We start from the raw sequence: 12,674 nt of genomic DNA on the forward strand, positions 1-12,674 counted from the left end.
AAAAATAACGCCAGCCCTTCTATTGTCTGCTGGCTGTTTCAGCCAAATAGCGAGCATAGCGAATCATCTGCTTTGCCACATCTAGTTCCAAAGAAAAAGTCGGTGGAGTCCCCGGTCTCCAATTCACTTCAAAAATCCAAATTTTTTGGTTTGAATCCAACCCGACGTCAATTCCTAATTCATCAAGGGGTTCATCATATAATCCGTCAAAATGCTCGGAAAAATGGATGGCGAACTGCTCTAAATACCTTTTTACATTATAAGCGTCGTCCCCAAATTCCTGTTTTAAGAAATCATCAAACATGATAGTATAGCCATCACTGTTTAAATTGGCGACAATCCCTTGAAGAGTTATACAAGGAAAAATCGTGGTCAAATTCCATTCTCCCGCTCCATCTTTTTGAACGTGCAGTCGTAAATTATAAGAAAAACCTGCTCTCGTTTTCGATGGAATATAGGCTTGAATAAGATACCCCTCATCTTTTATTAACCGCTCAATCAAATCCTTTAATTCTGGGGCATTCATGATCTGTCGCTCGTCTTTCCGTACAATAAATGTTTCGGATTTTTTTTGAACAAAAAGAATATCTTCTCCTTTGTGACCGTTGAGTGGTTTCATGACAATGTCTTGATGACTATTAAGGAATTCAAACACATCTTCAACTTTTGAGATTTCCATAGAAGGAATCAAGTACTGAGCAAAAGTTTTGGCTCGTTTAATCTTTTGATGGACGTATATTTTATTGCCAATTGGATGACTCGTAAATGGTATAGCGGCACTTAATTTATCTATGATCTTTTCCTGCTTTTCCGTCATTGGAGGACTCGCATTGTAAATGACATCAGGAAATGGCATGCTTTTTTCTAACCACTGTCCGTTTTCATAAACCCAGCCCCGAATCGTTCGATTCTTGAAATTGACTCGTCCGGGTGAAAAAAAATAAAAATTTACACCTTCCATTTTAGCTGCGGCTGCGTATGCATAAGATTTAAATACAGTTTCGGGATTATTTCGGTGAGACAACATCCCTACGGTTACCAATATTCATCCCCCCATACACTCTAAAGCGGATCCAAGTGAAATTGAATTTCTTTTGCAGCATTTTCAGCAATTGTTTTTGCTTTTTCCAGTGTGTCAGCTGAGGATAATACATATCCATAACGGTGTCCCATTGACAAAGGCGGAGTTAGCTTCATACCTTTTCGGGGTTTAATGTATACTTCTTCCACCCCTTCATGACGCAACGCTTGACGTCTACCTGTTACTTTGTTCAATCTTCCTTTTGAATTCAACGTGATATAGTGAGCATACGCAAATTTTTGGTGAACTTTACGAAGCGAAGCCTTTTGACCTGTATACAATTTAATGGTTTCTTGAACAAGGTTGATGCCAAATCCGACTTCAATCAGGCGGTTCATCACGCCTCCAGAAATTCGCGGATTGATTTCGATTAACTTCCATTCCCCATTTACAAACTTTAGTTCTAAATGACATGCACCATTTTTGATGTTAAAAGCCTTTACAATCGTAGTCGCAACTTGATAGAGACTGTTTTTCATTTCCTCTTCAACTTCAGCTAAGAGTCCATAACCAGTCACGATAAATCGGTCTTGTTTGGAAATTTTCTGTTCAATCACTGCTACAACATGGGCTTCACCATTTTGCACCAAAACTTCTAACAAATATTGCGGACCACGCAAATATTCTTCAATTAAAATGGGTTGATTGGGGTATTTATTTAAAAGAGTCTGAATAGATGTTTTCAGCTGGTACCGGTTTCCAGCATATAATACATCCTTAGATCCGGTTGATACGGGGGATTTCACAATCAGCGGCAAGAATTGGGTATATTTAGTAATGAAATGGCGCAATTTAGCGCTTTCTTGATCAAGGCTGGCTGGATTTAGAACGGCATAAAAAGGGGAAATTGATTGTCTTTGCAATACTTTTCGTGTTTCTATCTTATCTTCCATTTTAGAAATGGCTGTTACATCGAAATCCGTCTCACAAAACTCTCTTGATAATCGTGCCGCAACTTGAACAAAGGGATCAATGAAACTTAATACGGCGATGATATCTTTGCCTTGGCGTTCAAGAAAAGCGATTTTTTGTCTTAAATACCGGACATTGATTTGGCTCACATAATATATCTGATGTATATCGGGAAATTCACTTCGCTGTTGCAAAAAATTTTTTTTATTTGTCAAAAGTATCGTTAAATAGCCGAGACGCTCTGCTGCTTTGATTGCTTCTCTGCTGGAACCTGATTTATTTGTCTCAATAAACACGATTGTCTGCACGATGTCGCCAACTCCTGTTGCCTGTTAGTTTAAATAAATGACATGAATGTAAACGAAGCGATTGTATTGAATCATATAATCATCATTCTTCTTCGCCCAAGATTATATGAAGAAGAATTCAACCGCATCATTTTCTAGCATAAATCACCTCTAATTGTTTTCAACTTATCACTTTAAATTATGGTTAACATCAAGCAAATGAGCCAGTCCCTCTAAAGATTTATAGGGTCTGGCTCATTTTTAGGCATTTCATTCAAGGAATTGTCAGCCTATGATCTGGTAAGGTTTATTATTATTCTGCTTTTTCAATCATCATCCGGGTCTCTAAGCGCTCTTCAATTTTATCAAGTGCTGCCTGGTCTTTTAATAATTGTTTTTTATTTTCCATTACTAATTCCGCAAACGTGCGTTTTCTCATTTTTCTCATGCTTGGCCTCTTTTCTATTTATTTTAATAAAAGAATTTTCCCACATTTCTGTCTTGTATATCATCTTTCCCAAAATCGTAAAAGAATAATCCTATTTTTTCAGATTTTTCGAAAAAAGATAAAAGAAGAAGCAATGTGGGGCACACAAACCCCTAATCACTCGTAAAATAGCCGTCTATTGAAAGACCCCGTCACTAAATCCTTGATTTTACTGGATTTTCATGACGGGGCCTTTCAAGAGGATGTGTTAAAAGGGTTGCTGTTCACCCTTTTGATACATCCTCTTCAACAGCTTTTTTCTTTCTATTTACTTTTTCGCAAAACTTTCCATCTGAGCAAAATTCATCGGTCCATTAATCCGCTCTACAATGATCCCTTTTTCGTCAATAAAATAAGAAGTCGGAATCGTCAGTACTCCGTATTGTTTTGTTCCGACTACATCCTCCTTATCCAGTAAGACAGGAAATGTAAATCCTCCCTCTTTTAAAAAGGTTTGAACCTGGTTCGGGTTGGCCTCTGTGCTCGTAAGATTAACGGCGACGATCACAACATCGTTTCCATATTGTTCATGGAATTTTTGCATTTCGGGCATTTCGGCTTTACATGGGGGACACCATGTCGCCCAAAAATTCAATATGACTTTTTTTCCTCGAAAGTCCCTCAATGATGTATTTGCCCCATCAATTGAAGGTAAAGTAAAATGAGGGGCTTCTTGTCCTTTATCGATTCCTGCAACCGGCATTTCTTGTACATCAACCGAGCCGTTTACGTAACTTTCCAGCTCATCCTCTACCGCTGCTTCTTTAGGGAGCAGTGCCTGCCAAAGGGCATAACCGATAAGGCCAAGGAGCAATACTGCCGCTAGAAGTTTTTTCATCATTGCAATTCTCTCCTTCTTTTAGGCAAAATCTATAAATAATATGTATTAACATTCCGGGATACACTAAAATTATACTAAATTTCCAACGAAAAAGAGATAAAAGAAGACAATTGAAGAAAATTTGTTAAACATCTATTTAATTTTTGCCGTTCCCCTGGTTATCCCCTCTCTTTTCTCTGTTTTGCCTAATGTAATACAGTCGAATAAGGTATAGAAGTTAGTCATTAACACAATAAAGCCTTCCTCCAATTCAGGAAGAAGGCTTTATTATTAAGCCAATGTTATAGATTGTAATTTTTCGCGAAGAACCATTTGTAAAATACCGCCATGACGATAGTAGTCAATTTCTACTTCGCTGTCGAAGCGAACAAGTACTTCAAATTCTTTCTTCTCGCCTGCTTCATTTGTTGCTGTTACTTTTACATAGTCACGAGGCTTCACATTTTCATCAACGTGAACTTCGATGGTTTCTTTACCTGTTAAGCCTAATGTTTCAGCGCTTTCGCCTTGTTTGAATTGAAGAGGTAATACACCCATTAATACAAGGTTTGAACGGTGAATACGCTCAAAGCTTTCAGCGATAACTGTTTTGATGCCTAAAAGGTTTGTTCCTTTTGCAGCCCAGTCACGAGAGCTTCCCATACCGTAATCTTTTCCGGCGAATACAGCAAGACCTGTGTTGTCTTCTTTGTACTTCATGCATGCATCATAAATGCTCATGACTTCACCAGTCGGCCAGTACGTTGTCCAGCCGCCTTCTGTACCAGGAGCCACCTGGTTACGGATACGGATGTTCGCAAATGTACCGCGCATCATCACTTCATGGTTACCACGGCGAGAACCGTATGAGTTGAAGTCTTTTTGCTCAACGCCTTTATCTAACAGGTAAATGCCTGCTGGTGACGTTTTAGCAATAGAACCTGCCGGTGAAATGTGGTCAGTTGTCACAGAATCACCGAATTTCGCCACTACGCGTAAACCTTCTAACGGTTTTACTTCGCCAGCTTCAGCAGATAACCCTTCAAAGAACGGCGGATTTTGAATGTATGTTGATTCCGTATCCCATGTATAAAGAGCTTCTTCGCTTGTTTCGATTTCATTCCAGCGTTCGTTGGCATCGAACACACTCTCATATTCTTTACGGAATAATTCAGGCGTTACTGTTTGTTTTACTACTTCTTTGATTTCATCAGCGGATGGCCAAATGTCTGCAAAGAATACTTCATTTCCATCTTTATCAATACCAAGCGCATCGCTTTGAAGATCGATATTAACCGTTCCTGCCAGTGCATAAGCTACTACTAACGGTGGTGATGCTAAGTAGTTACCCTTAACAAGCGGATGGATACGTCCTTCAAAGTTACGGTTACCGGAAAGAACAGAAGTAACAAGTAAATCGCTTTCCGCTACCGCTTTTTCGATTTCCGGAGCCAATGGACCGGAGTTACCGATACATGTCGCACAGCCGTAACCAACAATATTGAATCCTAATTGATCCAAATATGGCTGCAATCCTGAATCTTGTAAATAGCCTGTTACAACTTTTGACCCAGGAGCTAAAGATGTTTTAACATACTTCGGCACTTCTAACCCTTTTTCAACAGCTTTTTTCGCTACTAAACCTGCACCGACTAATACGTATGGGTTAGACGTGTTCGTACAGCTTGTGATAGATGCAATGGCAATTGCGCCTGTTTTCATTTTTGTTTGATCGCCGTTTGCGAATTCAACCGTAATTTCCTTTGCTGCATCATCAGCTGTCAAACCGAAACCTTGGTTGCCCATCGGAGCGGCAAGCGCTTTTTGGAATTCGGACTTCATTTGAGAAAGCGGAATTAAATCTTGCGGACGTTTTGGACCAGAAAGATTTGCTTCGATTTCAGAAAGGTCGATTTCCACTACATCTGTAAAAATTGGGTCTACTGCATCAGGCGTATAGAATAAACCATTTGCTTTACAGTATTCTTCAACAACTTTCACTTGAGTTTCATCGCGTCCTGTTAAACGTAAGTATTCTAAAGATTCATCATCAACCGGGAAGAAACCGCAAGTTGCCCCGTATTCAGGCGCCATGTTAGCGATTGTCGCACGATCAGCCAACGGTAATTGTGATACGCCAGGACCAAAGAATTCAACGAATTTTCCAACCACGCCTTTTTGACGAAGAACTTGTGTTACTTTCAACGCTAGATCAGTTGCTGTCGTACCGTTTGGCAATTGTCCTGTTAATTTAACACCGATTACTTCTGGAACCGGGAAGTATGAAGGCTGACCTAACATACCGGCTTCTGCTTCAATACCGCCGACGCCCCATCCAAGAACACCAATACCGTTGATCATTGTTGTATGGGAGTCTGTACCGACTAATGTATCAGGAAATGCTTCAAATTGACCCGCTTCTGTTTCCACAGCATGAACAACGTTCGCTAAATATTCAAGGTTTACTTGGTGAACGATACCCGTTGCCGGCGGAACAGCGCGATAGTTATTAAAGGATTTTTGAGCCCAGCTTAAGAAGTTATAACGCTCTGCGTTACGCTCAAACTCTAAATCCATGTTGAAGTTTAAAGAATCAGGTGTACCTGCTTTATCAATTTGTACAGAGTGGTCAATAACTAAATCAACAGGAATTTCTGGGTTGATTTTATCCGGATCTCCACCTAAATCCGCCATCGCTTTACGAAGAGATGCTAAATCTACGACAGCTGGAACGCCTGTGAAGTCTTGAAGAATGACGCGGGATGGTTTAAAAGGTACATCAACGTCTTGAACGTCTGCTGTTCCCCATTTTGCTAAGTTTTCGGCATGTTCCTTTTTGATAACACGGCCGTCTACCTGGCGAAGAACAGATTCTAATAATACTTTAATTGAGTACGGAAGTTTCGATACATTTCCGATACCAGCATCTTCCAATGCTTGTAAGCGGTAGTAATTATATGTTTTCCCATTCACTTGGAAAGATGAACGAGCGTTAAATTGATCTTGCTTTGTCATCATATTACCCCCTTAAAAACGTATGTATAAAAGAATTAATGATTCCATCCAAATCATTCTCTACGTCATCTATCTTAATATAATGTTATACATAAGTAAATAAAAAGAATGTTATTAATCCTGATAAGATTTTCTTATATCATATCTACCAACCCCTTATTTTTTCTAATAATTCATAAATGTCGAATTGTTGCACATATTAATTCATGGAGGTGAACGAACATGGTAAAACGGAAAGCGAACCACGTCATTCCTGGGATGAACGCAGCAAGCGGACAAGGAAAAGGCACTGGATACAATGAAGAATTTTCAAATGAGCCGCTCACAGCAGAACAAAAGCAAAACAACAAAAAACGCAAAAAAAATCAGTAATACAAGAAAAGCGAAGGCGACTGTTCAGCTTTGAGAGATGTTGGATATGGTCTCTGCATAAAAAATGGAACACAGGCAAACGCCCGTGTTCTATTTTTTTAATCAAGGTTCACTTCATTCACCATGGACTGAAGATCTTGCTGAAATTGTTCCAGCTGACGGCGCTGTGTATCGGAAGCTACTTCCATTGCATTATCGATTTGCGCATATGTTTCGTTTATCTCTTCTTTCAAATGCTTTAATTGCTTGCCGTAATCGGCCTCTTCTTTTACAAGCTGTGAATACGCATAAGCATCCATTGCTTGTTTATGTCCTTGCTCTGCTGCTTGAAACGCTTGTTGTTTATTTTTATGATATGGCATGATATGACAGCTCCTTTCTTCATGTTCTGTCGATAGTTTTCCTTGCAATCGCGTTTTTCATTCGGGGTATTTATGAATAAAAAACGGAGAATGTTTTACGCTAAGGACAGACCAAATTGGTCTGTCCTTAGCGTAAAATATCCAAGGAGGAATCACCATGACAAATAAAAACGACAGCAAAGATATGCGCAAAAACGCACCCAAAGGAGATCAGCCCGGACAGCCTGCTCCATTGAGCGGGTCTCATAAAGTAAAAAACCGCAACCATACCCGCCAAAAACATAACAGCGGACATGACATGTAGGAAAAGCGGAGCGAGCTCGTTCACACCCATAGGGCATTTATAGCCTCTGACAGAGAAACCGCTTTTTGGTTTCGGCGGAAGAGGCGAAATGACCGTAGGGTGTAGCTCGCGCAGCTGGACAACAAGAAAAGCGGAGGCAACTGTTCAGCTCGTGTAGAAAACAGGGATTGATCCATAAGGCGCTTTTTGCCTTATGAGAGCAATCATCGTTTTCACAGCGAGCTAGGAGCCGCAGCTGGACAAAAAAGAAAAGCGGAGGCAACTGTTCAGCTCGTGAAGAAAACAGGGATTGATCCATAAGGCGCTTTTTGCCTTATGAGAGCAATCATCGTTTTCACAGCGAGCTAGGAGCCGCAGCTGGACAAAAAAGAAAAGCGGAGGCGACTGTTCAGTAAGGAAGGCCGACTAAGATCGCCACGTCCTGCGGCAACATCGGCATGACTCACATCCTGTGAGCCTAAGAAAACAGGGTTGACCCCATGGGCAAGCATCTTTTCCCTTGCTGAGCTAGGAGCCATAGCTGGACATATAAAAAAGCGCCATCGGGCGCTTTTTTATATGTCCTTATTGCTTACGCCTTGCATCTTCTTGCCGTCTCATTTCTTCTAGTTCTTCTGTTGCTGCGCCAATCATCGGGGCAGCATCACGATTAACAGGGACAAGTGCGGCACCTGTTAAAATCTCCGTTGTATATCCTTCTTCTGTTTGTTTTCCAAGTTCTCGTTCCATGTTCATACACCTCCTACATGTTTTAGTATGTGACCAATAGGAGATAAAACATCAGGGATATTTCAGAAAGAATGTTTACCAATCAAACGAATGATTCCTCTACCGGTTTTTGTATAACATAAGCCGGCTATCGCGATCTACTAAAATCAAATGTTCTAAATCATCCTAAAAAATATGGATTTATTCCTCAAAAAGTGACAACAACTCCTGTTCGATCTTATTTTTTTAAATTAGAACACCCTGATTATTTGTCCGGGGATTCCTTACTTTCATTTAGAACATAGTTTAATTAAATTCAGTTATTTTCTTTTTTTCTGCAGCAGACCCCTGTTAAAAATTTCAATATTTCGTTGCGAATGAAGTATGCATTCAAACAAACAATAATTAATAAAAACAAAAGCAGGTGAAATTGTGCTCCATACCGTATGGAAAGGCAAGCTGAATTTTGGATTGATTGATGTGCCTGTCCGGCTTCATTCCGCAATCGATGATGTTTCCATCAAGTTACGGACCATCCATAAAATATGTCATACTCCCATTCAATACGAAAAAATGTGTCCATCTTGCGGCCGAGAAGTAAACAATGATGAAACCATGAAAGGATACGAAACGTCATCAGGGAAATTTATTCCGATTACAGATAAAGAAATCGAAAACTTGAAGAAGCCGTTTGAAGAGGAAAAAGATATTCGTATTATGAACTTTGTCCATTTAGATGAAGTAGATCCTCTTTATTTTGATCGAAGCTATTTTCTCTCACCATCCGAAGGCGGGAAACGAGCCTATTCTCTCCTTCATGAAGCCCTTTCACAATCGAAACGAGCCGGTTTCGCCAAACTGTTTCTTCACTCTGACGAAAAGCTTGCTCTTATTCGCCCGTATAAAGAAGCAATAGTTATGGAAACCCTCCATTATCATCATGAAATTCGGGATATCCGAGATGTGCCGAACCTTTCGGCTGCACAAGAGGTTTCTCCTCAAGATTTACAGCTAACGAAAACATTGTTAGAAGAACTGACAAGTCCTTTTCAGCCTGAACACTATAAAAATGAGTATCAAGCTGCGTTTACTAAATTTATTGAACAAAAGTTGGAACAAAAAGAGACAATCACCCTCGGCCATGAGCCCGCGCCGAAAAATGTGGCCAACTTGATGGCCGCTTTGAAAGCAAGCTTGGATTACCCTATTGCCCCTCCGGATCAGAATATGAAAAAAAGGGAAATAAAACGAAAAGAAGCCTTTTAATACCCCGTAATCGGGGATTAAAAGGCTTCTACCGTAAACGTTCCTTTTTGGGCTGTCGGTTTCAATATGCCATACTTCGTTGGAAGCATCACATACTGGGCTACCTGATGGTTTTCCACAAACACAATCAAATTTACATCATCTCTTTGGTCAATTCTCGTCGATTTAGCATCAAACCACTGGAAACCCAATGTTTCTTCGACTGTTTTGAGCTTTGTACCAGGAGTAAAGACGTATACATCATCCCATTTAAAATCCAATAGTTGACGAAGATCAATTGTAGAAACGGCTTGATTCTGCCTCTTTATCTCCTCAATTAACGCCTGCTGGCTAACGGCTTGATTATGTTTGCTGTATGAATGGTCAATGAGAAAGACAGACAATAATGCAACCAGTGTAAATACAAGTATTTTCTTCACGAGCCGTAATTCCTCCACAAAGATTAATATTGGATTCATTATAGCACGTTTACTGTCTATTTAAATCGACATTTTTTTGCTTTTTCTTTAAAATTCTATTACATTTCGGATGACTTTACTCCAGCCGTTTTTATATTATCCATCCTCTTCCATCTCCCGCTTCGTTAACGTTACCTCCGGCAAGGTGATATTAGAATAATACCGGATGCCGCCTTGTCCTTGGATTATGTTTTGTTAAAACTGCGTAATTCCAGGGGAAATCGAACATGTTCTCTTTGATTAAAAAAATCACTTTAATGTTTAGACGATTTCTTAACAGGGTAAAGTTAACTATCAACATTACATTGAGTTATTTCCCCCTTAAAACGCTAACCGATTCGGTTAGCGTTTTTGTTTGCTACATATCTGTTTATAGTTTGAATATATCGTCTGATGCCAGTTAGCGCGAACGGAATGCTTGTTTTGCTAAATGCATGATTGTCATATCGTCCATCGGCGGATTATGAAGGCCCGCTCGCACATCGCGATAATACCGCTGCAGGGGATTGGAGCGATGCAAACTTCTAGCCCCGACAATTCTCATCGCTTTATCGACGACGGAGACGGCAGCATTTGTGACAACATGCTTCACCCCTGTGAGTTCCCCTTGCATTCCCTCACGGTTTTCGCTGCGGTCCCACTTTTCCGCCACTGCATACATGAAATGACGGGCATTTATCAGCTCCAGTTCGATTTCTCCCACTAAACGCTGCACATTCGGCAATTCCTTGATTGTTCCAACAATGCTGTTTGGTGAATAGGAAGATGCAAACTCAACCGCATAGTCCCTCGCTGCCAGGGCAATTCCCATATAGCAGGCAGGAATATGAAGAAGCCAGCCATTCGGTTTCAGTTTCTGTTGGGCTGTTATTTTCTCCGCTAAAGACTCCTTGGTTAACCGCACATTTTTTAATAGAAGGTCATGGCTTCCTGTACCGCGCATCGCAATCATATCCCATGTTTCCTCAATGCTGACTCCTTCTACATGCCGCGGTACGATAAAATTGCCTACCTCGTCTGTGCCTTGGATAGAGGCTTTCACCAAGAAATAATCAAGAGCCGGTGACATCGTCGTAAAGGTTTTGCGGCCATTCAACAACCACCCTGTTTCCGTTTTTTGCGCGGTCGTTTGCGGTTTCCCTCCGCGGGTCGGGCTTCCCGTTTGCGGTTCGGTCGCAGCGCTGTTAAGGAGCGCACCGCAAGCCACCTCGTTCATCATCCAGTCCAATGCCGTTTCGTTCCAGTTCTGTTTCTCCCATAAATCCATGACGATTCCTAAATGCCAGCCAATACTAAGGGCCGTCGAAGCATCTCCTTTTGCCAATCTTTCTTGATAAAGAAGCATTTCATATAGGGAAATGGATGAGCCTTCAAACGATTGGGGCAAAGTCCATTTCGTGTAGCCGGACCGTTTCAGTTTTTCGATATTTTCATGGGGGAAAACCCCTTTTTCATCGATTTCTTGCGCATGCTTCGCAAATTCGTCTGCCAACTCTTCAATCATCTTATATCGTTCTTGCTGCTCTTTCGTTCTTACAAATGAAATCGTCATAACAAGCACACCTTTAACCTTTATTTAGTTAAAGTGTAGCGGAATTGGTCTCATTTTTCAAAGAAAAAGCTGGAAACTTTTTCTTCAACGCCATTTCTATAAACACATGGTTTTTGCCTTTACCAATTGACCATCTAACTGTAAAATATGTAATAGCTTTTACATGAACAACGATTCTATCGTCTATATAAAGTAATCTTCCTGATCAAAGAGGACAACTACTTAACAAGAGGAGTGAGCGGAATGGATGCAATTGGTCATTTGCCTATTCACCTGAATGGTCAGTTCGTATTGGAAGGAATTCAAGAAACCATCATGGTAGCAGATTTGGAATATCGTATTCAGTGGTTAAATTCTACAGCGGTGGAGCAATTAGGGCCATTATTCAAACTGTACGGTGTGGAAAATGTGAACGATGTGATCGGCATGAGTATGGACATGTTTCACGCTGCACCTTCCCACCAACAACACATCATGGAAGGCTTAGAAACAACACATCGCGCGCGTATCAACATTAAAGACCAGTATGTCGCTGAAACAATTATTCACCCTATTTATGATGAAAAAGGAAACAAACGGGCATATTTATTAATGCTCTTAGATGTGACAACACAAGCGAATGCCGAAAGAGAGCGCGAAAAAATCATTGAAGAGCTGTCTACCCCCATTTTAAAAATATGGGATAACATCTTGTCTGTCCCGATTGTCGGAAAAATGGATGATTCACGCGGAACGAAGCTTGCTGAAAAAGTTCTGGAAGAATGCGTGAAAGAGCGTGCCCGCTACTTTTTAATTGATCTCTCTTCATTTAAAGAAATGAACGATCATACCGCCCATCATATCAATAATATTTATGAAGCACTAAGGTTGATCGGAACAAGATGCCTGATTGTCGGTATTTCTGCCGAGATGGCCTTATCCCTTGTCAACTTCGATTATAATTGGACCACCTTCGCAAGTGTACGCCAGTCAATTGCGTACATTTTACAAGAAGAAGGCAAAGAAATTGTAGACATACAAAATTCCCCTTCCGACAGTGAGTAACCGGAA

At 40.6% G+C, this 12,674-nt stretch carries 13 protein-coding genes; 4 read left to right on the forward strand and 9 right to left on the reverse strand.

The features are described 5' to 3' along the window. Positions 1-19: 19 nt before the first annotated feature. The 5 genes from BK575_RS13475 to acnA all read right to left on the reverse strand — a co-directional run bounded on the left by BK575_RS13475 (position 20) and on the right by acnA (position 6,602). A complete protein-coding gene (locus BK575_RS13475; protein ID WP_139368034.1) occupies positions 20-1,042 on the reverse strand; it encodes a YheC/YheD family endospore coat-associated protein in 1,023 nt (340 codons plus the stop codon). 20 nt (positions 1,043-1,062) lie between these two features. After that, positions 1,063-2,301 carry an ATP-grasp domain-containing protein gene (locus BK575_RS13480; RefSeq protein WP_078410831.1) on the reverse strand — a complete coding sequence of 413 codons (1,239 nt, stop codon included), beginning with the start codon at positions 2,299-2,301 and terminating at the stop codon, positions 1,063-1,065. Between the two features lie 292 nt (positions 2,302-2,593). Beyond that, a complete protein-coding gene (locus BK575_RS13485; RefSeq protein ID WP_078410832.1) occupies positions 2,594-2,728 on the reverse strand; it encodes an FbpB family small basic protein in 135 nt (44 codons plus the stop codon). 307 nt (positions 2,729-3,035) lie between these two features. Next, positions 3,036-3,608 carry a TlpA family protein disulfide reductase gene (locus BK575_RS13490; RefSeq protein WP_078410833.1) on the reverse strand — a complete coding sequence of 191 codons (573 nt, stop codon included), beginning with the start codon at positions 3,606-3,608 and terminating at the stop codon, positions 3,036-3,038. A gap of 270 nt (positions 3,609-3,878) precedes the next feature. Next, entirely contained in the window at positions 3,879-6,602 is a 2,724-nt protein-coding gene (gene acnA, locus BK575_RS13495; RefSeq protein WP_078410834.1) for an aconitate hydratase AcnA, read from the reverse strand. A gap of 222 nt (positions 6,603-6,824) precedes the next feature. Between acnA and sspO the strand changes: the two genes are divergently transcribed. Further along, entirely contained in the window at positions 6,825-6,974 is a 150-nt protein-coding gene (sspO, locus tag BK575_RS13500; RefSeq protein WP_078410835.1) for a small acid-soluble spore protein O, read from the forward strand. A gap of 98 nt (positions 6,975-7,072) precedes the next feature. Here the strand turns inward: sspO and BK575_RS13505 are convergent, their stop codons facing one another. Next, entirely contained in the window at positions 7,073-7,336 is a 264-nt protein-coding gene (locus BK575_RS13505; RefSeq protein WP_078410836.1) for a hypothetical protein, read from the reverse strand. 157 nt (positions 7,337-7,493) lie between these two features. Between BK575_RS13505 and BK575_RS13510 the strand changes: the two genes are divergently transcribed. Beyond that, positions 7,494-7,640, forward strand: coding sequence for a small acid-soluble spore protein P (locus BK575_RS13510; RefSeq protein WP_078410837.1), 147 nt, complete (start codon positions 7,494-7,496; stop codon positions 7,638-7,640). 564 nt (positions 7,641-8,204) lie between these two features. Here the strand turns inward: BK575_RS13510 and BK575_RS28630 are convergent. Beyond that, positions 8,205-8,369 (reverse strand): hypothetical protein, encoded by a 165-nt coding sequence (locus BK575_RS28630; RefSeq protein ID WP_169907799.1) that lies wholly within the window; start codon positions 8,367-8,369, stop codon positions 8,205-8,207. Between the two features lie 411 nt (positions 8,370-8,780). Between BK575_RS28630 and ku the strand changes: the two genes are divergently transcribed. Next, entirely contained in the window at positions 8,781-9,614 is an 834-nt protein-coding gene (ku, locus tag BK575_RS13515) for a non-homologous end joining protein Ku (protein WP_169907801.1), read from the forward strand. A gap of 17 nt (positions 9,615-9,631) precedes the next feature. On the opposite strand, the gene BK575_RS13520 is transcribed toward ku, so the two are convergent. Together BK575_RS13520 and BK575_RS13525 are read right to left on the reverse strand one after the other, a co-directional pair. Beyond that, positions 9,632-10,033: a hypothetical protein gene (locus BK575_RS13520; RefSeq protein WP_078410839.1), complete on the reverse strand. Its 402-nt coding sequence runs from the start codon at positions 10,031-10,033 to the stop codon at positions 9,632-9,634. Between the two features lie 439 nt (positions 10,034-10,472). Next, complete coding sequence (locus BK575_RS13525; RefSeq protein ID WP_078410840.1) at positions 10,473-11,624, reverse strand: acyl-CoA dehydrogenase family protein; 1,152 nt, start codon at positions 11,622-11,624, stop codon at positions 10,473-10,475. A 243-nt stretch (positions 11,625-11,867) separates the two neighbouring features. Between BK575_RS13525 and BK575_RS13530 the strand changes: the two genes are divergently transcribed. After that, entirely contained in the window at positions 11,868-12,668 is an 801-nt protein-coding gene (locus BK575_RS13530) for an STAS domain-containing protein (RefSeq protein WP_078410841.1), read from the forward strand. Positions 12,669-12,674: the final 6 nt, after the last annotated feature.

Source organism: Priestia abyssalis (assembly GCF_002019595.1).
Classification (GTDB): domain Bacteria; phylum Bacillota; class Bacilli; order Bacillales; family Bacillaceae_H; genus Bacillus_BA; species Bacillus_BA abyssalis.

Bases quoted from the DNA above. Each gene is read 5' to 3' on its own strand.
- BK575_RS13485 (WP_078410832.1), bottom strand. From the start codon at position 2,728: ATGAGAAAAATGAGAAAACGCACGTTTGCGGAATTAGTAATGGAAAAT.
- BK575_RS13490 (WP_078410833.1), bottom strand. From the start codon at position 3,608: ATGATGAAAAAACTTCTAGCGGCAGTATTGCTCCTTGGCCTTATCGGT.
- acnA (WP_078410834.1), bottom strand. From the start codon at position 6,602: ATGACAAAGCAAGATCAATTTAACGCTCGTTCATCTTTCCAAGTGAAT.
- sspO (WP_078410835.1), top strand. From the start codon at position 6,825: ATGGTAAAACGGAAAGCGAACCACGTCATTCCTGGGATGAACGCAGCA.
- BK575_RS13505 (WP_078410836.1), bottom strand. From the start codon at position 7,336: ATGCCATATCATAAAAATAAACAACAAGCGTTTCAAGCAGCAGAGCAA.
- BK575_RS13510 (WP_078410837.1), top strand. From the start codon at position 7,494: ATGACAAATAAAAACGACAGCAAAGATATGCGCAAAAACGCACCCAAA.
- BK575_RS28630 (WP_169907799.1), bottom strand. From the start codon at position 8,369: ATGGAACGAGAACTTGGAAAACAAACAGAAGAAGGATATACAACGGAG.
- BK575_RS13525 (WP_078410840.1), bottom strand. From the start codon at position 11,624: ATGACGATTTCATTTGTAAGAACGAAAGAGCAGCAAGAACGATATAAG.
- BK575_RS13530 (WP_078410841.1), top strand. From the start codon at position 11,868: ATGGATGCAATTGGTCATTTGCCTATTCACCTGAATGGTCAGTTCGTA.